General features: G+C 67.4%; 23 protein-coding genes. 11 read left to right on the top strand and 12 right to left on the bottom strand.

The features are described 5' to 3' along the window. Window positions 1–41: 41 nt before the first annotated feature. Window positions 42–1,256 (top strand): cytochrome P450, encoded by a 1,215-nt coding sequence (locus P9A17_RS00465; protein ID WP_278036630.1) that lies wholly within the window; start codon window positions 42–44, stop codon window positions 1,254–1,256. A 3-nt stretch (window positions 1,257–1,259) separates the two neighbouring features. On the opposite strand, the gene P9A17_RS00460 is transcribed toward P9A17_RS00465, so the two are convergent. Further along, the gene (locus P9A17_RS00460; RefSeq protein ID WP_278036629.1) at window positions 1,260–2,426 is read right to left on the bottom strand and encodes a glycosyltransferase family 4 protein; all 1,167 of its coding nucleotides are present in this window, start codon (window positions 2,424–2,426) and stop codon (window positions 1,260–1,262) included. 36 nt (window positions 2,427–2,462) lie between these two features. On the opposite strand from P9A17_RS00460, the gene P9A17_RS00455 reads away from it, so the two are divergent. Both P9A17_RS00455 and P9A17_RS00450 read left to right on the top strand, forming a co-directional pair. Further along, on the top strand, window positions 2,463–3,230 hold the full coding sequence (locus P9A17_RS00455) for a class I SAM-dependent methyltransferase (RefSeq protein ID WP_278036628.1): 768 nt from the start codon (window positions 2,463–2,465) through the stop codon (window positions 3,228–3,230). Window positions 3,231–3,284: 54 nt separating this feature from the next. Continuing rightward, window positions 3,285–4,757 (top strand): aldehyde dehydrogenase, encoded by a 1,473-nt coding sequence (locus P9A17_RS00450; protein ID WP_278036627.1) that lies wholly within the window; start codon window positions 3,285–3,287, stop codon window positions 4,755–4,757. Between the two features lie 71 nt (window positions 4,758–4,828). On the opposite strand, the gene P9A17_RS00445 is transcribed toward P9A17_RS00450, so the two are convergent. The 5 genes from P9A17_RS00445 to P9A17_RS00425 all read right to left on the bottom strand — a co-directional run bounded on the left by P9A17_RS00445 (window position 4,829) and on the right by P9A17_RS00425 (window position 9,503). After that, window positions 4,829–5,224, bottom strand: a complete 396-nt coding sequence (locus P9A17_RS00445) for an SgcJ/EcaC family oxidoreductase (protein WP_278036626.1) — start codon at window positions 5,222–5,224, stop codon at window positions 4,829–4,831. A gap of 44 nt (window positions 5,225–5,268) precedes the next feature. Continuing rightward, window positions 5,269–7,104, bottom strand: coding sequence for an acyl-CoA dehydrogenase (locus P9A17_RS00440; RefSeq protein ID WP_278036625.1), 1,836 nt, complete (start codon window positions 7,102–7,104; stop codon window positions 5,269–5,271). 66 nt (window positions 7,105–7,170) lie between these two features. Then, complete coding sequence (locus tag P9A17_RS00435) at window positions 7,171–7,692, bottom strand: dihydrofolate reductase family protein (RefSeq protein ID WP_278036624.1); 522 nt, start codon at window positions 7,690–7,692, stop codon at window positions 7,171–7,173. Beyond that, window positions 7,692–8,612, bottom strand: coding sequence for a helix-turn-helix domain-containing protein (locus tag P9A17_RS00430; RefSeq protein ID WP_278036623.1), 921 nt, complete (start codon window positions 8,610–8,612; stop codon window positions 7,692–7,694). The genes P9A17_RS00435 and P9A17_RS00430 overlap by 1 nt, the downstream gene beginning before the upstream one ends. A 54-nt stretch (window positions 8,613–8,666) precedes the next feature. Continuing rightward, window positions 8,667–9,503, bottom strand: coding sequence for an arylamine N-acetyltransferase (locus P9A17_RS00425; protein ID WP_278036622.1), 837 nt, complete (start codon window positions 9,501–9,503; stop codon window positions 8,667–8,669). A 204-nt stretch (window positions 9,504–9,707) separates the two neighbouring features. On the opposite strand from P9A17_RS00425, the gene P9A17_RS00420 reads away from it, so the two are divergent. The 4 genes from P9A17_RS00420 to P9A17_RS00405 all read left to right on the top strand — a co-directional run bounded on the left by P9A17_RS00420 (window position 9,708) and on the right by P9A17_RS00405 (window position 14,284). Beyond that, window positions 9,708–10,406, top strand: a complete 699-nt coding sequence (locus P9A17_RS00420; protein ID WP_278036621.1) for an SDR family oxidoreductase — start codon at window positions 9,708–9,710, stop codon at window positions 10,404–10,406. 169 nt (window positions 10,407–10,575) lie between these two features. Further along, complete coding sequence (locus P9A17_RS00415) at window positions 10,576–11,385, top strand: 1-acyl-sn-glycerol-3-phosphate acyltransferase (protein WP_278036620.1); 810 nt, start codon at window positions 10,576–10,578, stop codon at window positions 11,383–11,385. Between the two features lie 3 nt (window positions 11,386–11,388). Then, window positions 11,389–13,023: an acyl-CoA ligase FadD12 gene (fadD12, locus tag P9A17_RS00410; RefSeq protein ID WP_278036619.1), complete on the top strand. Its 1,635-nt coding sequence runs from the start codon at window positions 11,389–11,391 to the stop codon at window positions 13,021–13,023. After that, window positions 13,016–14,284, top strand: a complete 1,269-nt coding sequence (locus tag P9A17_RS00405; RefSeq protein ID WP_278036618.1) for an alpha/beta hydrolase — start codon at window positions 13,016–13,018, stop codon at window positions 14,282–14,284. The genes fadD12 and P9A17_RS00405 overlap by 8 nt, the downstream gene beginning before the upstream one ends. An 80-nt stretch (window positions 14,285–14,364) precedes the next feature. Here P9A17_RS00405 and P9A17_RS00400 read toward each other — a convergent pair whose 3' ends face one another. Together P9A17_RS00400 and P9A17_RS00395 are read right to left on the bottom strand one after the other, a co-directional pair. Beyond that, window positions 14,365–15,783 (bottom strand): wax ester/triacylglycerol synthase family O-acyltransferase, encoded by a 1,419-nt coding sequence (locus tag P9A17_RS00400; protein ID WP_278036617.1) that lies wholly within the window; start codon window positions 15,781–15,783, stop codon window positions 14,365–14,367. A gap of 26 nt (window positions 15,784–15,809) precedes the next feature. Continuing rightward, window positions 15,810–17,030 (bottom strand): alpha/beta hydrolase, encoded by a 1,221-nt coding sequence (locus tag P9A17_RS00395; protein ID WP_278036616.1) that lies wholly within the window; start codon window positions 17,028–17,030, stop codon window positions 15,810–15,812. A 169-nt stretch (window positions 17,031–17,199) separates the two neighbouring features. On the opposite strand from P9A17_RS00395, the gene P9A17_RS00390 reads away from it, so the two are divergent. Together P9A17_RS00390 and P9A17_RS00385 are read left to right on the top strand one after the other, a co-directional pair. Continuing rightward, entirely contained in the window at window positions 17,200–19,377 is a 2,178-nt protein-coding gene (locus P9A17_RS00390) for an acyl-CoA dehydrogenase (protein WP_278036615.1), read from the top strand. Between the two features lie 33 nt (window positions 19,378–19,410). Further along, complete coding sequence (locus P9A17_RS00385) at window positions 19,411–20,334, top strand: alpha/beta hydrolase (RefSeq protein WP_278036614.1); 924 nt, start codon at window positions 19,411–19,413, stop codon at window positions 20,332–20,334. Here the strand turns inward: P9A17_RS00385 and P9A17_RS00380 are convergent. From P9A17_RS00380 to P9A17_RS00370, 3 genes are read right to left on the bottom strand one after another with little or no spacing between them, the layout of a single operon-like run. Then, window positions 20,331–21,605, bottom strand: coding sequence for an amidohydrolase family protein (locus P9A17_RS00380; protein WP_278036613.1), 1,275 nt, complete (start codon window positions 21,603–21,605; stop codon window positions 20,331–20,333). The genes P9A17_RS00385 and P9A17_RS00380 overlap by 4 nt on opposite strands. Continuing rightward, window positions 21,599–22,714, bottom strand: coding sequence for a CoA transferase (locus P9A17_RS00375; RefSeq protein ID WP_278036612.1), 1,116 nt, complete (start codon window positions 22,712–22,714; stop codon window positions 21,599–21,601). Before P9A17_RS00375 ends, P9A17_RS00380 begins: the two co-directional genes overlap by 7 nt. Window positions 22,715–22,738: 24 nt before the next feature. Further along, a complete protein-coding gene (locus P9A17_RS00370) occupies window positions 22,739–23,746 on the bottom strand; it encodes a MaoC family dehydratase (protein WP_278036611.1) in 1,008 nt (335 codons plus the stop codon). A gap of 57 nt (window positions 23,747–23,803) precedes the next feature. On the opposite strand from P9A17_RS00370, the gene P9A17_RS00365 reads away from it, so the two are divergent. Both P9A17_RS00365 and P9A17_RS00360 read left to right on the top strand, forming a co-directional pair. Beyond that, window positions 23,804–24,961, top strand: coding sequence for an acyl-CoA dehydrogenase family protein (locus tag P9A17_RS00365; RefSeq protein WP_278036610.1), 1,158 nt, complete (start codon window positions 23,804–23,806; stop codon window positions 24,959–24,961). Beyond that, window positions 24,961–25,683: a GntR family transcriptional regulator gene (locus P9A17_RS00360; RefSeq protein ID WP_278036609.1), complete on the top strand. Its 723-nt coding sequence runs from the start codon at window positions 24,961–24,963 to the stop codon at window positions 25,681–25,683. The genes P9A17_RS00365 and P9A17_RS00360 overlap by 1 nt, the downstream gene beginning before the upstream one ends. Here P9A17_RS00360 and P9A17_RS00355 read toward each other — a convergent pair. Beyond that, the gene (locus tag P9A17_RS00355; RefSeq protein WP_278036608.1) at window positions 25,653–26,492 is read right to left on the bottom strand and encodes a helix-turn-helix transcriptional regulator; all 840 of its coding nucleotides are present in this window, start codon (window positions 26,490–26,492) and stop codon (window positions 25,653–25,655) included. The two genes, P9A17_RS00360 and P9A17_RS00355, sit on opposite strands and share 31 nt — an antisense overlap. Window positions 26,493–26,515 lie beyond the last annotated feature (23 nt).

The raw sequence follows: 26,515 nt of genomic DNA, 5'->3' as shown, positions 1-26,515 counted from the left end.
CTCGACGTTGTCTGCAACATAACCCGACTAATGTGCGGCAAATGGACGCGATTGCGATCGGCGGTGTCGATCTCGCCGACGCCGACACCTACCTCGCCGGTATGCCTTACGACGCGTTCCGCCGACTGCGGCAGCAGGCTCCGGTGGCGTGGCATCCGTACGGCGACAAGCCGGGATTCTGGGCACTGACCCGCCACGACGACGTCTTCGCCGCCTCGCGCGACAGCGAGCTGTGGTCATCCCAGCAGAAGGGGGTGTTCGTCGATGTCCCCGAGCCCGAGGAGTCCTACCAACTGGCCCTGATGATGCTGACCATGGATCCGCCGCGGCACACCGCGCTACGGGCCCTCGTCAGCCGCGGATTCACGCCCCGGCATGTGGCACGGCTGAACCATCGCACCGCCGACATGGCGCGCGACATCATCGACGACGCGTTCGACCACGGCGAGTGCGAGTTCGTCGGCGACGTGGCCGGGGCGCTGCCGTCCTACGTGATCGCCGAGCTGCTCGGTATTCCGCTCGACGACGGCCGCGCGCTCTACGCGCTCACCGAGATCATGAACACGCGTCCGCTGCACGATCCGGAACTGGTCCAGGCGCAGGTTGAGTTGTTCTCCTACGCAGGCGATCTCGCAGCGAAGAAGCGGGCGAACCCGGGTGACGACATCGCGACCGCACTGCTGGAGGCCGAGGTCGACGGCCAACGGCTCACCGACCTCGAGTTCAACCTGTTCTTCATGCTGCTGCTCAATGCCGGTGGCGACACCACCCGAAACCTGGTCGCCGCAGGGACTCTCGCGCTGATCGAGCACCCGGACCAATGGGCCCGCCTGGCAGCCGATCCCTCACTGATGCCGACCGCGATCGAGGAGATGCTGCGCTGGACGAGCCCGGTCACGGTGTTCACCCGCACCGCGACGCGGGACACCGAGATCCGGGGCACGCGGATCGCAGAGGGGGAACGGGTCGCACTGTTCTATCCGTCGGCGAACCGGGACGAGGACCACTTCGTCGACCCCGACCGTTTCGACGTCGGCCGCACCCCGAACCAGCATCTGGCCTTCGGCGGCGGTGGCACCCATTTCTGTCTGGGCGCGAGCCTCGCCCGGGTCGAGGCGACGGCCATCTTCGGCGAAATCATCAGGCGCACAGGGCAGATTGAACTCGCAGGTCCTGTCGAACGCGTGCGCTCGGTGCTGATGAACGGCATCCACTCGATGCCGGTCCGCCTGACGCCCGCGGCCGTCCCCGCGTAGCGATCAGACGACGCCGCTCGTCATGCGGCCCGCACGCACCGACTCGAGCACCGCACGCATCGCGTCGGCGCTCTGTTCCCAGGAGAACTCGCCGCTGCGGACCGCCGCCTTGGCGCCGAGCTGCTCGCGCAGCACATGATCGGTCAACAGCCGTTCCAGCCCGTCGACCAGATCCGGATAGTCATCGACGAGAACGCCGGTCACTCCGTCGACGATCGAATCCACCAGCCCGCCCGAGGAGCGGTAGCCGATGGTCGGCACCCCGTGCTGACCGGCCTCCACGACGGCGAGCCCCCACCCCTCTTTGCGGGACGGCAGAACGTGAACCCAACTACGTTGCAGCACAGCATGCTTGGTGGTGTCGTCGACGTGCCCGTGGAACGTGACCGCGTCGGAGATCCCCAGCCGCGCCGCGTGGTCGACAAGCTTCTGCGACCACCAACCGCCACCGAGGACGTCGAGGTGCAGGTCCGGGATGCGAGTACGCAATGCTGCGACGACGTCGAGCGCGTCCTCGATCTGCTTGTGCGGCACCAGCCGTGACAGCACGACGACCCGCGGAGTCTGCGAGCGGGGAAGTTCGAGGGTGCCTTCAGGGGCCGCGTCGACACCGTTGCGCACGACGGCGACGTGGTCGGGGTGCACGCCGAGCTCAGTGAGGTCGCGCACCGACGGCAGCGACACCGTGACGTATTGATTGCGGCGATGCACCCGTGGCGAGAGCTGGGATTCGACGAACCATCCGATGCGGCTCATCACCGGGCCGGCGACGGGCCACTGCTCGCGGTGACAGTGGTGAACCAGCACGACGGTGCGCCTGCCGAAGGCGAGCCGGGACAGGAACGGCAGCCCGTTCTGGGTGTCCACGACGACGTCGGGACGCACCCGGCGCATCGGTCCGACCCCGAGCCGGCCCGCAACCATCGCGAGGCCGGCCCGCACGTACACCGAATAGGCGCCGCCGCGGCGTTGGATCTCGACACCGTCGACGACCTCCCGGCGCGCTGCGCCCGGGTAACGCGCGGTGCGCAGCGTGACCTTGGTGCCCTGCGCCACCAGCTGGGCCCCAATGCGCTGCAGATAGGCCTCGCTGCCGCCGCCCTGGGGATGGCCGGTGTCGCGCCAGCACAGGAGCAGCACCGAACGCAGATGGGGGGCGGGACGAGACATCCCGGCCAGCCTAACCGCCCTGCGTAGGGTGACCGGGTGGTCGCTACCGATCTGTTCGCCCGGCGGGCGACGCTGTCGCGATCGCTGCGGCTGCTGTCGGCGTTCCGGTTCGAGCAGAGCGACCCCGACCGGTTCTACGGCGCACTTGCCGCCGACACCGTCGGCATGGTCGCTGACCTGTGGAGCTCCGCCACCGGAACCGGTTCGGCCGGCGTGACGCTGCTCGACGTCGGGGGCGGCCCCGGGTACTTCGCGACGGCGTTCACCGACGCCGGCGTGCGCTACATCGGCGTCGAACCCGATCCGCGGGAGATGCACGCCGCCGCACCCCGCACACACAGCCGGGCCGGGACATTCGTGCGGGCCTCGGGCACCGCGTTGCCATTCGCCGATGGCAGCGTGGATGTCTGCCTGTCGTCCAACGTCGCCGAACACGTCGCGCAGCCGTGGCGGCTGGGCGAGGAGATGCTGCGTGTGACACGGCCGGGCGGGCTGGTCGTGCTGTCCTACACCGTGTGGCTCGGGCCCTTCGGGGGCCACGAGATGGGCCTGACGCACTATCTCGGCGGGCACCGGGCCGCCGAGCGATACACCCGCAAACACGGCCATCGGCCCAAGAACGACTACGGATCGTCGTTGTTCGCGGTGTCGGCCGCCGACGGGCTGCGCTGGGCCGCGAGCACCGGCGCGATGGTCGCCGCATTTCCCCGCTACCACCCGCGATGGGCCTGGGGACTGACACGGGTGCCGGGCCTGAGGGAATTCACGGTGAGCAATCTGGTGGTCGTGTTGCACGTGTCCTGATCTGTGGACTGGAACAGGTTCTCGTTTCTGTCTACTGTCGGTACTGTGACCGGTATGACATCCAGCACTGCCTTCAAGACCCAATGGGACAAGCTGTTCATCGGCGGCAAGTGGGTCGAGCCGGCCACCTCGGACGTGATCGAGGTGCACTCCCCCGCAACCGGCGAGTTGGTCGGCAAGGTCCCGCTGGCCACCGCCGCCGACGTCGACGCCGCCTGCGCCGCCGCCCGCAAGGCCTTCGACGAGGGCCCGTGGCCCCACCTGGCACCCGCCGAGCGCGCCGAGGTCCTCGGCCGCGCCGTCAAGATCATGGAGGAGCGTGCCGAGGAGCTGAAGTTCCTGCTGGCCGCCGAGACGGGCCAGCCGCCGACGATCGTCGACATGATGCAGTACGGCGCCGCGATGTCGTCGTTCAACTACTACGTCGGCGCCGCCGACAAGTTCCAGTGGCAGGACATCCGCGACGGCGTGTACGGCCAGACGCTGGTCGTGAAGGAGCCGATCGGCGTCGTCGGCGCCGTCACCGCCTGGAACGTGCCGTTCTTCCTGGCCGCCAACAAGCTCGGACCTGCGCTGCTGGCCGGTTGCACCGTCGTCCTGAAGCCCGCCGCCGAGACCCCGCTGTCCGTCTTCGCGATGGCCGAGGCGTTCGCCGAGGCCGGTCTGCCTGAGGGCGTGCTGTCGATCGTGCCGGGTGGCCCGGAGACCGGTCGCGCGCTGACCGCCAACCCCGAGCTGGACAAGTTCACGTTCACCGGTAGCTCCGGCGTCGGCAAGGAGATCGGCAAGCTCGCGGCCGAGAAGCTCAAGCCGTGCACATTGGAGCTCGGCGGCAAGTCGGCGGCCATCATCCTCGAAGACGCCGACCTGGATTCGACGCTGCCGATGCTGGTGTTCTCCGGCCTGATGAACTGCGGGCAGGCCTGCGTCGGCCAGACCCGGATCCTGGCGCCGCGCTCGCGCTACGACGAGGTCGTAGAAAAACTCAGTGAAGCTGTCCGAAATATGCCGATCGGTCTGCCCGACGACGCCGGCGCCATGATCGGTCCGCTGATCTCGGAGAAGCAGCGCGACCGGGTCGAGGACTACATCAAGAAGGGTGTCGACGAAGGCGCCCGCATCGTCACCGGCGGCGGACGCCCCGAGGGCCTCGACAGCGGCTGGTTCGTGCAGCCGACCGTCTTCGCCGACGTCGAGAACTCGATGGTGATCGCCCAGGAGGAGATCTTCGGGCCTGTGCTGGCGGTCATCGCCTACGAGGACGAGGACGACGCGGTGCGCATCGCCAACGACTCCGTCTACGGCCTGGCCGGCTCGGTGTACACCACCGACAACGACAAGGCGCTGTCGATCGCCCGCAAGATCCGCACCGGCACCTACGCGGTCAACATGTACGCGTTCGACCCCGGCGCCCCGTTCGGCGGCTTCAAGAACTCCGGCATCGGCCGCGAGAACGGCCCCGAGGGCATCGCGGCCTACACCGAACCCAAGAGCATCCTGCTGCCGTTCGGCTACACCCCCGCCTGATCTCGCTGCCGAGCAGACGCAAACTCACACGAATTCGCCTCGGCGAAGGTGAGTTTGCGTCTGCTCGCGGCTCAGTCCAGGGGGAACGAGTGGTGCTCGTGGGCGATCAGCCATTCGCTGTCCACCTTGCGCAGCCCCACAGTGATGCGCAGCCGACGGTCCGGATTCTCGGCGAACTCGTCGGCCGTCCCGCATCGCAGCAGCGCGCGGGCGAACGCCACGTCCGCGCCCGCGGTGACGTCGAGCTCGACCAGCTCGAAAACCGCTCCACTGGCGATGAACTCAAAAAACGGCGGCCAGCAGTCGCGGTACTCAGCACGCCCACGGACGCCGTTCTGCGGCGGTGGGACGTCGAACATCACGATGTCGTCGGTGTGAGCGGCCACCACGCCGTCAAGGTCTCGTGCCTGGATCGCCCCGATCCACCGCTCGACCACTGTTCGGATTGCATTCTGGTCATCGGTCATGTCAGTGACGACCTCGGGTGAGACGGAAAGTCATCGCGGACGGGTCAGAATGCGGCCTCGGGCATGTCCATCGCCGTCAGGTCGACCGCCTGCAGCACGACGCGCTGCGCGGTCAGGCGAGGAAGCACGTTGCGCGCGAAGAACTTACCCGTCGCAGCCTTGCCCTCGTAGAACGCACGGTCACGGTCGCTGACGTTCCCGTCCAGCGCGTTGAGTGCGGTCTCGGCCTGCTGCAACAGCAGCCAGCCCAGCAGCAGGTCGCCGACCGAGAGTAGGAACGGCACCGACTCCAGACCGAGCCGATACAGCTCGCGGGGGTTCTGCTGGGAATCCAGAAGGTATTTCGTCATCGTGGCCACCATTTCCTGCACGTCGGCCACGGCGGTCGCTAGCAGAGACCGCTCGGTCGCCAGGTCCGGCCGCGCGGCGGGGTCTTCCAGAAACTGTCGCAGCTGCGCCACGACGTGCAGCAACGCACCGCCCTGGTCCCGGGCGATCTTGCGGAAGAAGAAGTCCTGCGCCTGGATCGCGGTCGTGCCCTCGTAGAGCGAGTCGATCTTGGCGTCGCGGATGTACTGCTCGATCGGATAGTCCTGCAGGAAGCCGGAACCGCCGAGTGTCTGCAGTGATTCGGTGAGGCACTGGTAGGCCCGCTCGGATCCGACGCCCTTGACGATCGGCAGCAGCAGATCGTTGACGCGGCCTGCCATCGCGGCGTCGGCGCCGGACACGATCTCGGCGGCGGCGTCATCCTGGTGTGCGGCGGTGTACAGGTACAACGCCCGCAGACCTTCCGCATAGGCCTTCTGCGTCATCAGGGCGCGGCGCACGTCGGGGTGATGGATGATCGTCACCCGTGGCGCCGACTTGTCCGTCATCTGCGTCATGTCGGAACCCTGGACGCGGGTCTTCGCATACTCCAGCGCATTCAGGTAGCCGGTGGACAGTGTCGCAATCGCTTTGGTACCGACCATCATTCGCGCGTACTCGATGACTTTGAACATTTGCGCGATGCCGTTGTGCGTATCATTGACCAGCCAGCCGACCGCAGGCACCCCGTGCTGCCCGAACGTCACCTCACAGGTGGCCGATGCCTTCAGACCCATCTTGTGTTCGAGGCCGGTGACGAAAACGCCGTTGCGCTCCCCGGTTTCACCCGTCTGCGGGTCGAAGTGGAACTTCGGGACGAGGAACAGCGACAGGCCCTTGGTGCCGGGCCCGGCGCCCTCCGGGCGGGCCAGCACGACATGGACGATGTTCTCGAACAGGTCGTCGGTGTCGCCGTTGGTGATGAAGCGTTTGACGCCGTCGATGTGCCAGGTGCCGTCCGGTTGGGGAATGGCTTTGGTCCGGCCCGCGCCGACGTCGGAGCCCGCGTCGGGTTCGGTCAGCACCATCGTGGCGCCCCAGTTGCGCTCGACCATCAGCGCTGCCCAGTGCTTCTGCAGATCGTTGCCGACGGCGTTGATGATGTCGGCCATCTTGGGCCCGGCCGAATACATGAACACCGCGGGCTGCGCGCCGAGCGCGAGTTCGTTGATCGCCCACTCCAGCATCGACGGCGCCGGAACACCGCCGATGTCCTCGGACATGCCGACGCGGAACCATTCACCGTCTTGCCAGGCGCGGAACGACTTCTTGAACGGCTCCGGGATGCTGACAACGTGCGTCGCCGGATCGAACGACGGCGGGTTGCGGTCGGTTTCGGCGAACGCCTCGGCGAGCGGCCCCTCGGCCAGCTTGGCCGCTTCGTCGAGCATGTCGTGGACCGACGCGACGTCGAGGTCACCGAATTCGCCGGTTGCGAGCACCTTCTCCAATGCGAGCACCTCGAAGAGGTTGAACCCGAGATCACGCACGTTGCTCTTGTAGTGGCCCATGTTGCACCCTCCGGTCTGACCGCCGTTGCGTGTTTGCTGCAAGCCTACGACGCACCGTGGGTGTGGCTACACCTGCCGCCAGTGGGCACACACGAAATCGCCGTTGACGGCCGAGGACACCAGCGCCCACTCGGACCGCATCGGCAACACGGGCGATCCCGCGCCGAGCGTGCACGGCGCATAGGACACGATCACCTCGTCGACCAGTCCGGCGCTGACGAACTGCCGGGCGACGTTGCCGCCACCCACCACCCAGACGTCCTTGCCGCGGGCCGCCTCCACGAGCGTCGGGTGTAGTTCGGCAACGTCCCCGGCGTATGTCGTGACGTCGTGACCGTCGACGATGATGTCGGGCCGGTGCGTCATCACCCACGACGGTTGCGAGTACATCCAGGCGCCCGGTTCGTTCTTCACGATCCACTCGTAGGTGTCGGCACCCATCACGATCGACCCGATCGACGCCATGAACCCCTCGAATCCGAACGGGCCGGCGGAGTCGATGTCCCGCGACAACAGCCAGTCGAGGCTTCCGTGGTCGTCGACGATGAACCCGTCCAGGCTGGACGCGGTGTAGTAGATCGTGGCCATCAGGTTCCTCTCATCCAGTCCAGTGGGTCGCCGCGCCGGGTGGTCACGCCGTGGTCGGCGAGCATGGCGCGGACAAGCTCGCGGCGGTGTGCCGAATAGGTGAGAACGTGGGCGACGATGCCGTACAGCTGGAACGACTCAGGTGGGTCGCACAGCGCGTCGATGACGGTGTCACCGAGACGACCGGCCGCGGTGTAGTCGGAAACCATTGCGCGCCAACGCTTGGCGATGTCGTCGTGGTGGGCGGCCAATGCCGCGGCGTCGGTGAACTCGGGTTGGGTCGCGGTGCGGGACGGGAAGTCGTCGCCGGCGATCGTCGCGAGCCACACCTCCTTGCTCCACACGATCGTGCCGAGCACCGCCCCGACGCTGGGCTCGGGCCCGTCCCATTCCAGCACCGTCTGACCAGGCCGTACCTCAGCCGTCCACTGCTCTGAGGTCAGGCCTGCCGCAGCGGCCAGCAGGTGGGCGGTGTCGTCGACGTCGTGGACGACCATCAGGTGCGTGATGTCGGCGATGGGTGCGTCGGCAGGCTCACTGTCCAGCCACAGGGACTCCGGCGGGTGGAAATGCAGCCCGTTCGGTGCGGGCAGCCGGAAGTGGACGTCGACGGCCTGGGACGGCGGCACCCCGTAAGTGCGGCGGAAGGCGCGGGAGAACACCTCGGCCGAGGACCACCCTTCGTCGGCCGCCACCGCTGCGACGGCTTCGCCGCGCTGGAGTCGCCATGCGGCACGCTCGAGCATGACGCGGCGGCGCAACGCCGCCGGGGATTCGCCCGTCAGCCGCCGCACCTCCCGGGAGAAGTGGAACTCCGAGGCGTGACTGCTTTTCGCCATGTCACCGACGTCGCCGTTGTCCGCGTCGGTGACGGCGTCGAGTAGTTCGCGGAGCCGGTCGCGGCCCCTCGGATCGGTCACGGTGTCCGAGTATCGTCGTCCGCTTCGGGCGTGACCATGACAATTCCTGCTGCGTCAGACGTCGAGGACCTGATCCACCCGTGCTTCCAGGTCGGCGCGGTCACCCAGGTCGGCGACGTTGATGCCGAACTGCTTGTCGAGCACGTCGAGCACCTCGCCCGCGGTCTCGAAGCGGGTTTTCTTCGAGCCGCCCGCGCCGTGCACGGCAAGGTGTCGGCCGCGCAGATTCCAGCGTGCGTCGTCCGCCACGATCGCGGCGCTGAGCCCGGTGACGAACCCGGAATGCGGGTAGGTCGAGACGTACCAGCTGCCCACTTCCAGATCGATCCGCGGCCGCGGGGTGAGGTTCAGCAGATACAGCGGCTGCCATGTGCCGCGGACCTCCGCCTGCAGTTCGACACCCTCGGCGTGGTCGAGCAGCCGGTACGGCTCGTGCCGGGTCTGCTGCACCGGCCCGGCCTCGAGCCGGATCGGGGAGGTCAGCGTCTGCCCGCCGAACCCGACGTCGACGAGCCAGGGCCCGTCGCCGTCGGGAAGAGTCACCGACAGCACCTGGTGGGTTTGCGCGGGGAGTGCGTCACCGTCGTGCATCCAGACCACCCGGCCCGCGAGACGCTGCACACCGAAGCCCAGCTCTTCCAGGACGTAACCGAGCAGTCCGTTGTGCTCGTAGCAGTAACCCCCGCGACGGCGACCGATCAGCTTGTCGGCCAACGCATCTGCGGACAGGTCGACGACAGGGATCCCGGTGAGCGGATCGAGGTTCTCGAACGGGATGGTCCGGTTGTGGGCGGCGACGATGCCGCGCACGGTGTCGAGTGTCGGCTCGGCGGGACCGGTGAACGCGATCCGGGTGAAGTACTCGGCGGGCAGGCTGGCCATGTCGTCCATCGTGCGACCTCAACAGGGGTTCGGGTCAACCCGGGCCCGAAAAGCACTATGGCGGAATCCCCCGACCGGGTCCCGCCATAGTGCGACTAAAAACTACAACGGTCAGGTCCGGCTTCGTCGCATTTCTGACGTGTCAATTACCGGCTAGCTGCAATCGTCTGGGTTCATGGGACTGAACTGAGGGGTCTGAGAGTTGAGTCGGACATGACAAACAACATCGAACACATCACCGCTCTCGTCACGGGCGCCAATCGCGGCCTGGGCAAGCGTTTCGCCGAACAGCTTGTCGCCCGCGGCGCCAAGGTCTACGCCGGCGCGCGCCGACCCGAAACCGTCGACATCCCTGGCGTCATTCCGGTCCAGCTCGACATCACCGATCCGGAGTCGGTACGCCGTGCCGCCGAAGTCGCCGGGGACGTCAACGTCCTCGTGAACAACGCCGGGGTCTCGACGCAGGCCAACCTGCTGGAGAGCCCGGTCGACGACATCCGCCTCGAGATGGACACCCACTACTTCGGCACGCTGTCGGTGACTCGCGCCTTCGCCCCGATCATCGAACGCAACGTCGCGGAGAACGGCGGCGGCGCGATCCTCAACGTCCTGTCCGTACTCTCCTGGGCGCACTTCCCCGCCAGCGGCGCATACTCCGCGGCCAAAGCCGCCGAGTGGGCGTTGACCGACGCAATCCGCACCGAGCTCGCACCGAAGGGCATCCATGTGGCCGGGCTGCACGTCGGCTATATGGACACCGACATGGTGAGCTACATCCCCGCCGATCAGAAGACCGACCCGGCCGTCGTGGCCACGCTCGCGCTCGACGGCCTGTTCGCCGGCAAGCCTGAGATCCTCGGTGACGAGCTGACGCGAACCGTCAAGGCAGGCTTGTCCGAGCCGCGAGAGTGATCAAGATCAAGGTTGCGATCGGGTAGCCGGTCTTGACGGCGGACGGCCGGTGTTGGAGTCTTCGGTCACGTGATGCTGGTCATACCTGCGTTGACGGCTGTGAGCAGGGGGTAACCTAGCAAAACTAGAACACGTTCCAGTCCGACGCCGACGTCTCAAGGGGGCCGCCGTGAGCGACACCGACAGCCAGCCGTCCGAGATCACCAAATGGGATCCGGTGCTCACCGAGCGCGTGATGAACGTCCTCAAGCCGTTCTTGAAGGGGTATCACCGCGCTGAAGTCCGCGGCCTCGAGGACTTCCCAGCGGGTGGCGCGCTCGTGGTGTCGAACCACTCCGGCGGGTTGTTCGCGATGGACGTACCCGTCTTCGCCAGCGGGTTCTACGAGAAGTACGGCTTCGACCGCCCCGTCTACACGCTGAGCCACGACATGCTCATGGTCGGGCCGACGGGCACCTTCTTCAAGAAGGCCGGCTTCATCCCCGCCAACCACAAGAACGCCGACGAGGCACTGCGCTCGGGCGGTGTCGTGGTCGTCTTCCCCGGCGGAGACTACGACGTCTACCGTCCCACGCTGACCGCAAACAAGATCGACTTCGGCGGACGAACCGGCTACGTGAAGGCCGCCATCAATGCCGGCGTTCCGATCGTGCCGACCGTCGGGATCGGCGGGCAGGAATCCCAGTTCTTCCTGAGCCGCGGCACCGACATCGCCAAAGCCCTCGGACCGGTCGCCCGACTCTTCCGCGCCAAGATCCTGCCCGTGTCGTTCGGTTTTCCGTTCGGCTTCTCCGCGGTGCTCCCGGTGAACGTGCCCCTGCCGGCCAAGATCACGATGCAGGCGCTGCCGCCGATCGACATCATCAAGGAGTTCGGCGAAAACCCCGACGTCGACGAGGTCGACGCTCACGTCCGCCGGGTGATGCAGCGCGCCCTCGACGAACTGGCTCAGGAGCGCAAGCTCCCGATCCTGGGCTGAGAGATGGGCATCACCGACCCCGTCACCGACACCCTGGGATTGCTCTCGACGATGGTGCGCGCGGGCATCATCGCGCCGATGCGCCCCGACAAGTACCTCCGCATCGCGGGTGCGATGCAGCGCGAGAACATGGCGATCACGTCGGGCTTCGCCGGAGCCGCCCAGCGTTGCCCCGACCGGGCGGGACTGGTCGACGAACTCGGCATCCTGACCTGGCGCCAGATCGACCGGCGCGCCGACGCATTCGCCGCCGCGCTTCAGGCGCTGCCCGGTGGACAGCCGGAAGTGATCGGGTTGATGGCACGCAACCACCGGGGCTTTGTCGACGCGTTGATCGCCGCCAACCGCATCGGCGCGGACGTGCTGCTGCTCAACACCTCCTTCGCCGGCCCTGCGCTGGCCGAGGTGCTGGAACGTGAGGGCGAGGGCAAGACCGTCGCGGTCATCTACGACGAGGAGTTCTCCGAGATCGTCGACCGAGCGCTGTCCGACCAGCCCGACACCACCCGTATCGTCGCGTGGACCGACACCCCCAACGACGGCCTCACCGTCGAGAACCTCATCGCCGAACACGGTGGCGAGGAACCGGTTAGGGCGCGCGAAAAGTCTCGGGTGATCCTGCTGACCTCGGGCACCACCGGAACACCGAAGGGCGCCAGCCACTCCGGCGGCGACCCGAGCGTCCTCAAAGCGATCCTCGACCGCACCCCCTGGCGCGCCGAGCAGCCCGTCGTCATCGTCGCCCCGATGTTCCACGCGTGGGGTTTCTCGCAGCTGGCGTTCGCGGCGTCGATGTCCTGCACGATCATCACGCGCCGCAAGTTCGACCCGGAAGCGACGCTGGAACTCGTCGACAAGCACCGGGCCACCGGACTGTGCGTCGTTCCGGTCATGTTCGACCGGATCATGGATCTGCCCGACGAGGTCCTCGACAAGTACAGCGGACGCTCACTGCGCTTCGCGGCCGCATCGGGTTCGCGGATGCGGCCCGACGTGGTCATCAAGTTCATGGACCGCTTCGGCGACGTGATCTACAACAACTACAACGCCACCGAGGCCGGCATGATCGCCACCGCGACACCACGCGACCTGCGCGCCGCACCGGACACCGCGGGAAAGCCTGCCGAAGGCACCGAGATCCGGATCCTCGACGGTGATTTCAACGAAGTGCCCGTCGGCGAGACCGGCGGCATCTACGTGCGCAACTCGACGCAGTTCGACGGATACACCTCCGGCAAGACGAAAGACTTCCACGAGGGCTTCATGTCGTCGGGCGATGTCGGCTATCTCGACGATGCCGGAAGGCTTTTCGTGGTCGGCCGCGACGACGAGATGATCGTGTCCGGCGGCGAGAATGTCTACCCGATCGAGGTCGAGAAGACGCTGTCCGCCCACGACGATGTCGCCGAGGCCCACGTGCTCGGCGTCGACGACGAGAAATTCGGGCAACGACTGGCGGCGTTCGTGGTTTTGAACCAGGGCGCGACGGCTACCCCCGAGACGCTGAAGCAACATGTGCGAGACAACCTCGCGAACTACAAAGTGCCCAGGGAGATCACGGTGCTCGACGAGCTTCCCCGCAGCATCACCGGGAAGATTTCACGCAAGGAGCTGAAGGACCGCCTGGGCGATGCCTAAACGCCATCCCGTGCTGCGTGCCGCAGTCGAACTGCTCAACGCCGCCAACGGTCTGAGGCCGGTGGCCCGGGAGGGCTATCCGACCATCCCGGTGTTCGCGTTCGGGTGGCCGACGTCCGAGCTGTCCCCTCTGTACATGGCCGGCTCGATGATCGACGCGGTCCGGCGCGGTATCCGTGGTGACTTCCGCGGCACCCGGGGGCGGATCGCATTGGTACTCACCGCTGTTGCGTGGGCACTGCTGTATCTGACCCACCGTCGGAACGTGGCATCGCAGCCGTTTTTCGAAGATCCGCTGCGCGAGGCGCTCGGCCCCGACTACCAGGCGATCGCGGAGAAGGCGAAGTCGTCGCGACGCCGCACCATCGGCGTGTTCCCCAACGAGGTCATTCGGCGCCGGTACGTCGAGAAGGCCAGCACCGTGCAGTACGGCCCGCTCAAGGTGAACCGCGCAGACATCTGGCGCCGGGCCGACCTGCCGCGCGACGGCAAAGCTCCTGTGCTGCTCCAGGTTCCGGGCGGTGCGTGGGCGATCGGGATGCGCAAGCCCCAGAGCTATCCGCTGATGAGCCACCTCGCCGACCACGGCTGGATCTGTGTGTCGATCGACTACCGGGTCAGCCCGAAGAACACCTGGCCCGACCACATCGTCGACGTCAAGCGGGCGCTGGCGTGGATCAAGGAGCACATCGCCGGATACGGCGGCGACCCGGACTTCGTCGTGATCACCGGTGGATCGGCCGGCGGGCACCTGTCGTCGCTGGCGGCACTGACGGCAGACGACCCGCAGTTTCAGCCTGGCTTCGAGGACGCGGACACCTCCGTGGTCGCCGCGGTCCCGATTTACGGCCGCTACGACTGGGTATCGAGTAAAGGCGACGGTCGCAAGGAGTTCATCGCGTTCCTGCAGAAGTTCGTCGTCAAGAAGCCGTTCGCGCAGAACCGCCAGGTGTACGTCGACGCGTCGCCCAGCTACCGGCTGCGCGCCGACGCACCGCCGTTCTTCGTCCTGCACGGTCAGGACGACTCGATCATCCCGGTGACCGAGGGCCGCGAGTTCGCGGCGGCGCTGAAGGAAGTGTCGACATCGCCGGTGGTGTACGCCGAAATCCCGCATGCCCAGCACGCTTTCGACTTCTACTACGGCTCACCGCGGGCGCACTACACCGCCCACGCGGTCGAGACGTTCCTGTCCTGGGTGATGGCCAAACGGAAGCAGCCTCTCGCCGAAACGGAATTCCAGCAGACAAAGTCCGAGTAAGGCCCTGCGAGGTTTCAGTCTCGGCGGAGATCAGTTGGCCACGTCGGCGCGCCGACTAATTGGCCACGTCGGCGAGCCGACTAATTAGCCATTGCGGTCTCGACGACCGTGAGCTCCGTGGAAAGCCCTGCGGCGCGGCGAATCTCGATGAACTCCTCGGTCATCGCCGCGGTCAGCTCGTGCGGGTCTTCGAGGGTCTTGCCGTCGGTCAGTACCGAGATGTTGATCTGGTCGACGTAGCTCCACACCGTGATGTTGATACCGCTGCCCGTGGTAAGCGGTCCGACGGAGTAGATCTCGGTGACGAGTGCGCCGCCGACGCGGGCGCGCTCCTTGGGGCCCGGCACATTCGAGATCGGCAGATTCAACACCTTGTTCTGGCCGTCCTTGGTCGCCAACCAGCGGAACATCGCTTCGGCGGGACCGGGCGGGAAATACGCCGACCACCGACTCACCAACTCGGGGCCGAGCAGGGTGTTGCTCTCCTTGCCGGCGGCCGCGGCGTCGTGCGCGGCGCGGACCCGCTCCAGCGGGTCGTCGAGTTCGACGGGAATACTGACGAGCACGCCCGTGAAATAGTTGCCGTAGATACGGTCGCGGGAAAAGTCGAAGCTCACCGGAACAGAAGCCAGCAGCGGATGATCGGCGTGACCGTCATAGCGCAGCAACAACTTTCGCAGGGCACCCGCCGACATGGCCAGGATCATGTCATTGATGGTGACGCCGAGGTGCTTGCCGGTCGTCTTCACGTCGTCGAGCGCCAGCGTCGTGGTGGCGAACCGGCGCGTCGCGTCGATCTGGTGGTTGATGAACGACGGCGGCGGGGTGAACGGCCGGGTCAGCTCGGGCGACAGCTTCTTCTCGCTCTGACGGACGCGCCGGACTCCGGCGGCCGTATAACGCACCACCCCAGGGAATTTCGCGATCTGACGGAGATGGTCGGTGAACGCCGACCGCACCAGTTCGCCCCGTTTCGGCGCGGGATCCGTGGCATACGAATCGCGGTCGGCCTGCGGCCCGTCCTGCAGATCCATGCCGCGCGCCAACAGGTTCGCCGAGGCGACGCCGTCGGCGAGGGCGTGGTGAATCTTGCCGAGCACTGCGATGCGACCGCCGGCCAGACCCTCGATCAGATACATCTCCCACAGGGGGCGGCTGCGATCCAAAGGGGTGCTCGCGATCCGGCCGACTTTCTCGTCCAGTTCACGACGGCCACCGGGGGCGGCGACCCGGGCGGACCGGACGTGGTAGTCGAGATCGACTTCGGCGTTCTCCCGCCACATCGGGTGATGGAACTTGAACGGGATGTCGATCAGTTCGAAGCGGAACGGGTCCAGCTTGTAGAGCCTGCTGTGGATTACCTTGCGGAGCTCCTCTACGCCGAACGTCGCACCACCCAGACCGTCGAGCTCGATCACCGCGAGCTTCAACGTGTGCATGTGAACGGCCGGGGTTTCGCTGTACAGGAGCACAGCATCCCAACCACGCAGTCTCTTCACCGCGCCACCTTCCCGATTGGAGGTGACTATATAACCTCTTTGGCCCCGATGAGACTGCGGTTTCGGTGAATGTGATTGAGGAACAAGCCGATTGCCGTCGACGCCGCACCGGTGCGGGCACCGTCGGTCATGTCGAACCCGTGACCTGCGCCGGGAAGCTCGACGTAGCCGACGACGGAACGAGACACGTTGCGCAGGCGCCCGACGAAGTCCTGGGCCTGCGCGACCGGGATGACGCTGTCTCCGGTGCCGTGGATGACGAGGAACGGCGGCGCCTCGGAGTGGATGCGCGCGACGGGCGATGCCTTGCGGTACACATCGGGGTGCTTGTCGAACTTGCGCTTGACGACGACGCGCTCGAGGAAGTCCATGAAGCGGACCCGCTCCACCGTCGACTTGTCCTCCCAGTCGTAGCGACCGTAGATGCCGACGACCGCGTCGACCGAGGTGTCAGAGCCTTCGGGAAGATCGCCCTGCATCTCGGGGTCGTTGGCGGTCAGTCCGGCGAGCGCCGCCAGATGTCCACCCGCGGACGTGCCGGCGATGGCGACGAAGTTACGGTCGCCGCCGAACTTGTCGACGTTGGCGCGCGCCCACGCGATCGCGGTCTTGACGTCGGTGATGTGCGCGGGCCACGGGTTGTGCGGCGCGACGCGGTATTCGACGGACAGGCAGACCCATCCCATCTCGGCCAGATGGGACATCAGTGCGTAGCCCTGCAACACGCGGCCGCCGTGCACCCAGGCTCCGCCGGGGACGAAGATCATCACCGGTGCGTCGGCGGGGGTGTCTTCGCGACGCCACACGTCGAGCAGTTGGGTCGGGCGCGGGCCGTAACGCACCGACGTCTTGAGCACGTTGCGACGGTGCTCGCGCATCTTCCAGACCGGGGGCACACGGTCGGCGGCGGGCCACTCGATGTCGAGATCGTTGGGCGAGACAACGCCACGGAGAGCGGCCTCGGTGACCGCGTTCGTGCAGTCTCGTTCCTGCTGCTTCTTCTCGGCGTCGTTGGGTGTCACCAGCGACTTGGCCAGCGAGCCGACGAAGTCGGGGGCGTGGCGGGCACCCCAGACGCCCGCGGCGGTCAATGCACCCAGCGGCTCAAGGTGTTTCCCGATGACCGGCAGAGATGCCGAGGCCACGCTGGCGGCCAGCAAATAGTCGGAAAACCCCGCGTTCAGCAACCATTGAACGCGAGTGGTCAAAGTGGGTCCGGGATACCGCGTATCCGGGCGTTCCGTCATGGCGCGAAGCGTACCCCGATCGCTACCGGCCAAACAGACAATCGAGGCCAATGTGTCTACCGATTTTCAGAAGTAGTCAATTTGTGATCTGACCCACAACCTCCGGCGTACACAGAGGCCCGCGATAGCGTCTTTTGACATCCGTCAACTTCAACGTAGAAGGCATTCCGTGAGTAAAACCGCGAGCACGTCGAATCTGGCCATCACCGACGACCATCAGGACCTCGCGGAGGCCGTGTCCGGCCAGCTCAAGCGGCTGCACGCGCTGACCAAAGCCAGGGCGACACTGGACGGCGGATCTACCCACCCCGCCGACATCTGGTCGGCGGCAACCGAACTCGGCTGGACGGGCCTGGCGATCGCCGAGGAGCACGGCGGGTCCGGCTTCGGCCTGGCAGAACTGGCGGTGGTGACCGAATGCCTCGGCCGCCAACTCGCCCCCGGCCCGTTCCTGTCCAGCGTGTCGGCGGCGGTGGTGATCGACCGCTGTGCACCGGAATCCGTTCGGGCCGAACTTCTTCCGAGCCTCGCGGACGGCGAGTCGGTCGCTGCGCTCGGCACGTCAGGCACCGTGACAGTCGGGTCCGACCAGGTCGTCACCGGAGAGTGCCCGACCGTGCTCGGCGCGCCCGATGCCGACGTTGTCGTCCTCATTTCCGGCGATGACGTGGTCATTGTCGACGCCCGCGCCGACGGCGTGGCGGTGCGGCCCCTGGAAAGTCTGGACACCACGCGCAGCATCGGCTCGGTCGCACTGAACGGCGTATCCGTCGCCGCCGACCGCGTCCTGCGCGGGGCCGCCCGAAATGCGAGGACGGTCTTCAGGATTCTCGCGTCGGCCGAGGCCGTCGGCGTCAGCTGGGCGGCACTGGACATGGCGGTCGACTACGCCAAGGTGCGTGAACAGTTCGGCCGCACCATCGGGACCTTCCAGGCGGTCAAGCATCACGCGGCCAACATGCTGGTCAACGCCGAAACCGCGACCGCGGCCACGTGGGATGCGGCACGGTCGGACGACCTCGACAGCGCATGGTTCGCCGCCGCGGTGGCCGCGTCGCTGGCGAACCGGGCTCAGGTGTTCAACGCGCAGAACAATATTCAGCTGCACGGCGGAATCGGCTTCACCTGGGAGCATGATTCGCATCTCTACCTTCGTAGAGCCCGCACGCTGGCGGCGCTGCTCGCCGACGGCGTCGATTCGCTCCTCGACGTCGTCGACGGCCAGCGCAGCGGTCAGGCACACGGCGCGTCGTTCACGCTGCCGCCGGAATCCGAAGAGTTTCGCAGCCAAGCACGCGAAGCCGCCACCACCGTGCGGTCGCTGCCCGCCGATCAGCAGCGCGATTTCCTGGTCGATTCCGGCTACCTGGTTCCGCACTGGCCAAAGCCGTGGGGTCGCGGTGCGAATGTCCTCGAACAGCTTGTCATCGAAGAGGAGTTCACCGGCATCGACCGCGCCGACATGGGGATCACCGGTTGGGTGGCGCTGACCATCGCCCAGGCCGGCACCGACGACCAGCGCGAACGCTGGGTCGAACCGGTCCTGCGGGGACAGGTGATGTGGTGCCAGCTGTTCTCCGAACCCGGGGCGGGATCGGACGCCGCCGCGGTGCGCACGTCGGCCAAGAAGGTCGACGGCGGCTGGCGGGTGACGGGCCAGAAGGTGTGGACGAGCCTCGCGCACATGTGTCAGTGGGGTCTGGCGACGGTCCGCACCGACCCGGACGCCGCCAAGCATGCCGGCGTGACGATGATGGCTGTCGACATGAACGCCGAAGGGGTGACCGTCAATCCGCTACGCGGCATCACCGGCGACTCCCACTTCAACGAGGTGTTCTTCGACGACGTCTTCGTGCCGGACTCCGACGTCGTCGGCGACGTCAACAAGGGCTGGCTCGTGGCGCGCGCGACGCTGGGCAACGAGCGGATCTCCATCGGCGGCGGCTCCGGGGCACCCATGGGCACCACGCCCGACCACCTGATCAGGCTGCTCGACAACTCCCCCGACACCGCGGCGATGTACGTCCGGCGGGCGGGTGAGGTGATCGCCGAGATCCACACGCTGCGGCTGCTCAACTTGCGTCGCGCCACCCGCGCCATCGCGGGCGCCGAACCCGGACCCGAAGGCAACGTCACCAAGCTGCTGGTCGCCGAGTCCGGCCAGCACCTGACCGAGCTGGCCTTCGAGCTGGCGGGGACGGCCGCGGTGGTCGAGCAGACACCGCAACTGACACGCAGCTATCTCGGCAACCGCGCGATGACCATCGCCGGGGGGACCTCGGAGATCACCCGCAACACGATCGCCGAGCGGATTCTCGGCCTGCCACGCGATCCGCTGCTTCGCTGACGGGCGGCCTCGCCGTCCACGCATACTGGTGCGGTGCCGAGCATCGACTTCCACCCTGAACTGCGACGCGCTGCGCGGGTGGTCCCCAAGCAGATCATCACCCCTGTGACGCTTCCGTTCTTCCGCGCGTTCTCGCGGTTGATGTGGCGTAAGGCGCCCGAGGGCGTCGAGGTTCTCACCTTGCCGTCAGGCGTCAGCGTGCGGCTGTACCGGCCCACCGGGTTGCAGACGCCCGGGCCTGCGCTGCTGTGGATCCACGGCGGCGGGTACCTCATCGGCGACGCCGCACAGGACGACGTGCTGTGCGGTCGGTTCGCCCGCGAACTCGGCGCGACGGTGGTGTCGGTCAACTACCGCCTCGCACCCGAACATCCGTACCCGGCGCCGGTCGAGGACTGCTACTCGGCGCTGAGCTGGTTGGCCGCGCTACCCGCGGTCGACCCGGCCCGGGTTGCGATCGGCGGCGCGAGCGCGGGCGGCGGACTGGCTGCCGCGCTGGCGCTGCTGGCCCGAGACCGCGGTGAGATCCCGGTGGCAGCACAGCTTCTCGTCTACCCGATGATCGACGACCGCACGGTCGAGCGCACGGATCTCGACAACCCCGGCCATCGGTTGTGGAACCAGGCGAGCAACAAGTACGGCTGGCAGGCCTACCTCGGCGATGCCGAGCCCGATGTCGCCGTCCCTGCGCGCCGCGCGGACCTGGCGGGCCTTCCGCCTGCGTGGGTCGGGGTCGGGACGCTCGACCTGTTCCACGACGAGGACCTCGCTTACGCCGAGAGGCTTCGTGAGGCCGGGGTGCCGTGCGAGGTGATGGTCGTCGACGGAGCGTTCCACGGGTTCGACGGGGTGGCTCCGAAAGCCGATGTGTCGCTGTCGTTCTTCAACAGCCAGTGCGCGCTGCTGCGGTCAGCCTTCGCGCCTTCCCCACCCGAGGCGGCGAGCTCGCCGGCTTAACGTTCGTAGACGAGTTCACCGGCGATGACGGTTCCGGTGACCGCCGCGGCGTCGAGCTCGGCGAGTGCCTCGGCAGGTGGCGTGGCCAGAATGCACAGGTCGCCGGCGCCGCCGGCCTCGACGCGGTGCGGATGACCCGGTCGATTGCCCAGGAACATCGTCAACGCCGTTGCCGCCGTGACACATTCACCGGGACCGAGCACGGTGCCCGACGGTGTGCGGCGGTGCACCGCGGCCCGCATCGCCGCCCACGGGTCGGCGTCGCCGAACGGTGCGTCGGTCGACAGGGCGACGGGAATGCCCGCATTCAGTAATGTGGCCAGCCGCCACAGTTCGTGGTGTTCGGCCTCGGGGACGTCGGCGAGGTACTGATCTCCGCGCTCTGCAACGAAATTGGGCTGCGTAATCACCGGGATCCGGCTCGCGGCGAGATCGGCGATCATCCCGTCGGGAACAACGGCCGCATGTTCGATGCGGTCGAGAGGATGACGCCCGACAGCCCGGAACGCCTCCAGCGCGACGACGAGTTGCGCCGCTGTGACGCAGTGCAGCGCCACTGGCACACCGACGGAATGCGTGTGGCGGACCCAGCGCGTCAACGCATCGAGATCGAGTTCGTCGTCATGCAGGATTCGCTTGCCCGGCGCGAGGCAGCGCACCGTCTGTCGCATCTGAGCCTGCAGGTCGGTGATGTCGCCGGCATCGAGATCCGGTGTGGCATCGGTGACTCCGGTGACACCGTATCGGCACAGCTGTGCGCTCAACTCGGCGAGCTCGGGTTCATTCGGCGGAAGTGTCCAGCTGGGATCTGAGCTTCGCAGGATTCCGGTGGGGTGCTCGGCGAGCCCGACCCGGATCAGCCCGGGCGTGTTCAACACCCATTGCACCCCGCTGCGGTGCTGGATGCGCACAGGCATCTCGGGCGCCACGGCGTCGAGTACGTCGCGGTCCAATGGTCCCGCCGCCGAATCGTGGTAGGCGACCCCACGAATCCACCCGTCGCCGCCGCGGACGGCCGCGGCGAGAACCCGTGCCAGGCCTTCCCTGTCACGGACCTCGCCGGGCCCGACACGGACAGAATCCAGCGCCGCCGCAGTAGCGCGCAGGTGGATGTGATGGTCGTTGAGTCCGGGCAGCACCGTGCCACCTGCGGCGTCGAACTCCACCTCACCCGGTCGGGCTTCGAGACCTGTTGCCACGTCGACGATCTGGTCCTCGACGCGGATGTCGGTGGCGGTGCCGTCGATCAGGACCGCACGGCGGATCAGCATGATGCGACCAGCCGTTCGGACACCATCCGGTCGACGAGTCCGTTGTCCGCGCCCAGAGGAGCGGCGGGTGCAGCGATCACTGGAGTTGCGGTGCAGTCTCTTTCGGCGCGGCGGTCGAGTCGTGCGTACTCCGCGGCCACCGCCGACATGGACACCTCGATCAACTCACCACCCCCACGGCCGCGGGATTCGAGCACGGCGCGGGCTGCGTGGAGTCCCGTCAACGGGTCGGCGATCGCGTCCCCGCAGAACTGTGGTGCGTCGACGCTTCCAGCGACCAGTCCCCCGGCCACGGCGGCATCGTCGCCGAAGGCTACCCAGTCGGCGCGCTCACCGTCGGTACCGTGCCCGGTGATCCGGACCCAGATGCGGCCGCGCCGCGCCGGCACGTCCGACGGGCCGAGCCCCCGTCGCTGCAGCGCGGCAGGACGCGACGACTCGATGACCACATCCGCCGCGGCGAGGAGCCTGCTCACGGCGGCTGAATCGTCGAAATCCACGCAATACGAGAGCTTTCCGGTGCTGATCCAATCGAAGAACGCGGCAGGCCCCCGCCGGGTGCCGTCCGGGCGGGCTGCGCTCTCCACCTTGACCACCGTCGCGCCGGCGTCCGCGAGGACCCTGGCACACAACGGGCCTGCCCACATCGACGACAGGTCCGCGACAAGCAACCCTGCGATCGGCACTTCCGGTGCGGCCTCTGCGCAAGTCTGCACAGTCATCGGCGCGGCGTTGCTTTCACCGAGGACTCCGACAGGAAGCCCGAGCAGGCGGGCGCGCTCTGCGAACGTGGTCACCCCGAGATCGCGGACGCATCCCTCGATCGCGGGCCACAGTTCCCCGTCGACACTGTCGCGTTCCAGCAGCGCCGGGACCGCGCCGACGTCGTCGGGCCGCGACAGGGTCAGCGCGCACCACCCGTCCGGACCATCCATCAGCCGGGTGGCGCCGCCCGCGGACACGCGGCCTGCGGGCGAAAGTCCGAGCAGCGCGGCGCGGCCACCGATCGCCTCGTCGGCGTCGATGTCCGCTCCGGACAGGGCCGCGATGGTCTGCGTGGTTGCCCGCGCATGCTCCAGCACGGCGGCGGGGACACGCACAGGACTCATCACCCCATTGTGGGTGACAACGGTTCAGAACAGGAGAGCGGAGAACTTCCAGTCCAGAACCTGCCGGTCACCGTCCTCGCCTGCGGCGAACACGACAGACCGCAGCCGGACCACGCCGCCGCGTCCCTCACCGAGTACGTCTGCGCCCTCGACGGTCAGGTCGCTGTAGAGAGTGTCGTTCTCGTACACCGGTCCGGTGTGGTCGCACGACTCCCAGCCCAGCACCGTCACGAGGTTGGGCAGCAGACGCGACGCCTGGGCGAGCGCCAAGCCGATGGTGTGACCGCCGTAGACCAGTCGCCGGCCGGCCAGTCGCGAATCATGGTGGGTGGCAGCGATGTTCAAACTCAACCGGGCCAGTTCAGGAGCACTGCTCACCACGTCGGCCGTACTGCGGAGCACTGTTCCTGCCAGCCCTGTGTCGAAATGCGGCGCCGGGACACGGGCTCGGTAGGCATCCGCATTCCAGTCGGCGATCGGATCCGCTACGACATCGGTCCCGGTGCCGATGCCCGACAGGTCGTCGTTGTGACCCGTCTGCACATCGTCGCTGCTGAGCGGCAGCATCGCACAACGGAAGAAATCCAGCACGAGCCGTCCGACGCCGTCGATCGTCGTCATCCGCAGCGCCGCCAGACCCGTGGCGGAACGCCCTGGTTTGGCCGAATTCTGTTTCAGGCCAACGATTTCGGTGCGGGTGTAGAGGGTGTCGCCGATGACGGGATACCGGTGGAAGGTCAGGCCGCGGTAGAACAGGTTGGCCTTGACGCGTTGGGTCACCAGCGTCGACTGGCCGATCGCGACGTCGCACACCAGCGCGGGGTGGGCCAGCGCCCCCGGGGCGCCGGTCACGGCGTAGGAGAGTTCGGCATCCAGCGGCAGCCGCATACGGTCGCCGATGATGGCCTGGTGCGCCGCCGCGACGCCGGCGGTCAACGTCATCGACGGCGCCGAATCGAAAACCTGGCCCACGTGCAGGTCGTCGAAATGAGGTCCGCCGGGGATTTGGCCGTACAAAGTCACGGCTGGCATGCTGGCACCAGGTCTGATGCCGTGTCAATATGGCCGTACATATGCAGGAGGTAGACGGTGGTCGACGGGTTGAGCAGCGAAGAAACCATGCTGGTCGAAACGGTGCGCACGTTCGTGGACCGCGACGTCAAACCCTCCGTCCGCGAGGTCGAACACGCCAACACCTACCCGGAGGCGTGGATCGACCAGATGAAGCGCATCGGTATCTACGGGCTCGCCATCCCCGAGGAGTACGGCGGCGCCCCGGTCTCCACCCGCTGCTATGTCCTGGTCACCCAGGAACTCGCACGTGGCTGGATGAGCCTGGCGGGTGCGATGGGCGGGCACACCGTGGTGGCGAAACTTCTGGCGCTGTTCGGTACCGAGGACCAGAAACAGCGCTATCTACCCGCCATGGCGACCGGTGAACTGCGCGCCACGATGGCGCTGACCGAACCCGGTGGCGGATCCGACCTTCAGGCGATGGGCACGATCGCCCGGCGCACCGGCGAGGATCTCGTGATCAGCGGTGCCAAGACGTGGATCTCCAATGCCCGCCGGTCGGGTCTGATCGCGCTGCTGTGCAAGACCGATCCCGACGCCACACCGCGGCACAGCGGCATATCCGTGGTGCTCGTCGAGAATCCGGCCGACGGGCTGACCGTGTCCCGCGACCTGCCCAAGCTCGGCTACAAGGGAGTTGAGTCGTGCGAGCTGTCCTTCGACCAGTGCCGGGTACCGGCCTCCGCGATTCTCGGCGACGCACCGGGCAAGGGTTTCTCGCAGATGATGAAAGGCCTTGAGACAGGCCGTATTCAGGTGGCCTCACGAGCGCTCGGGGTCGCATCGGCAGCGCTGGAGGATGCGCTGGCCTACGCCCAGGATCGGGAGAGCTTCGGGCAACCGATCTGGAAACATCAGGCTGTCGGCCACTACCTGGCCGACATGGCGACGAAACTGACTGCCGCGCGCCAACTCACGCTGCACGCGGCCGACCGGTACGACAGCGGAGAGCGCGCCGACATGGAGGCGGGGATGGCCAAACTCTTCGCCTCCGAGGTGGCCATGGAGATCGCGTTGAATGCCGTGCGGATCCACGGCGGATACGGCTACTCGACCGAGTACGACGTGGAGCGCTACTTCCGTGACGCCCCGCTGATGATCGTCGGCGAGGGCACCAATGAGATCCAGCGCAACGTCATCGCCGGACAGCTGGTGGCCCGGGGCGGAATCTGATGCCGCCCGCGTATCAGGTTCTGCGCGAACGGCTTCGCGACGAGATCGCCGCCGGCCGGTATCCGGACGGGACCCGGCTTCCCACCGAGTCGGAACTGGTGGCCCGCCACGGGTTGTCCCGCCAGACCGTGCGACGCGCATTCCAGGATCTCGTCGCCGAGGGCGCGGTCTACCGGGTTCCCGGGCGTGGCAGTTACGCGGGCGAACCCGGCCGGCGGTACCTGCGCCAACTCGGCTCGATCGAAGACCTGATGAGCCTGTCCGACGACACCACGATGGAAGTCCTGAGCGGGTTGGGCCGTCGAGTCGACATCGAGGCCGCCAGCCGGCTGCGCCTCGACGGCGATGTCGTCTACACCGTGGAGTTCCGGCGGGTGCACGACGGTGTCGCGTTCGGGCACACCGTGCTTCACCTTCCGCCTGCGGTCGCCGCGCCGGTACTGACGTCGCCGTCTCTGATGACCGGCGCCGTCAGTACCCACACCGTCATCGGACTGCTGGAACCGCATCTGGAGCGGCCGATCGCCGAAGCGGCACAGTCGATCACGGTTGTCGGGGCAGATGACGCCGCCGCCGCGGCGGTGGGCTGCGCCACCGGTCACCCGATGCTGCGCGTGGATCGGCTCTACTCCGACGAGGGCGGCCACCCGGTCGAACTGGCCGTCAGCCAGTTCCTGCCGGAGCAGTACACCTACCGGGTGACGTTGAAGCGTTCCGGCTGACCGCTGGTCGCGGCCACACTGCCCAGTAACTTCAGCGCGTCGGCGCTCGGCGTGCCCGGGTCGGCGTCGTAGACGATGAGTTCCTGACCGGGTGCGGACCGAACGTCGAACGTCTGCATGTTCAGCGTCAGCGTACCGACCTCGCCGTGACGGAACGTCTTTCGCGCCAAGCATTTTCGTCGGGCATCCCGCCGCTCCCACAGGGCGCGGAACTCGTCGACGGCAAGCAGCTCACCCAGCACGGCGCGGGCACGTGGGTCGTCGGGCGCGGCGCCGTACGCCATCCGGAAACCCGCGACGGAATCCGCCGCCACGACATCCCAGTCGGCGTAGAAATCTCGGGCGCGCGCATCGGTGAAGACCAGCAGCATCAGGTTTCCCACGGCGCCGAGCTCCCCGAACAGCGCAGCGGCCAACGGGTTGGCGGCGAGGATGTCGTACGCGCGGTTGTAGACCAGCGCCGGATTGTCGGGCCACGCATCCATCAATCGCAGCAGGCCCGGATCGACGCGGTCGGGCACCCGCTGCCGCGGCTCCCGCGGGGTGTGCCCCGCCAGCCCGAAAAGGTGGCTGCGGCCGTCGTCGTCGAGGCGCAGCGCCGCGGCGAGCGATTCGAGGACCTGCACCGACGGTGACCGCTCGCGGCCCTGCTCCAGACGCCCGTAGTAGTCGACGCTGACCCCGGCGAGTAGCGCCACCTCTTCCCTCCGCAGGCCGGGCACGCGGCGCACCCCGGTGCTCGTCAGCCCGACGTCGGCCGGGCTCAGCAGCGCGCGCCGGCTCTTCAGGTACTCACCGAGTTCGGCCATCCATCCACAGTAGGCGGGCATTC

It is taken from the genome of Mycobacterium sp. 236(2023), assembly GCF_029623955.1.
GTDB lineage: Bacteria > Actinomycetota > Actinomycetes > Mycobacteriales > Mycobacteriaceae > Mycobacterium.
The sequence above is the reverse complement of the archived record's forward strand: the minus strand, read 5'-3'. Positions and strand labels throughout refer to the sequence as shown.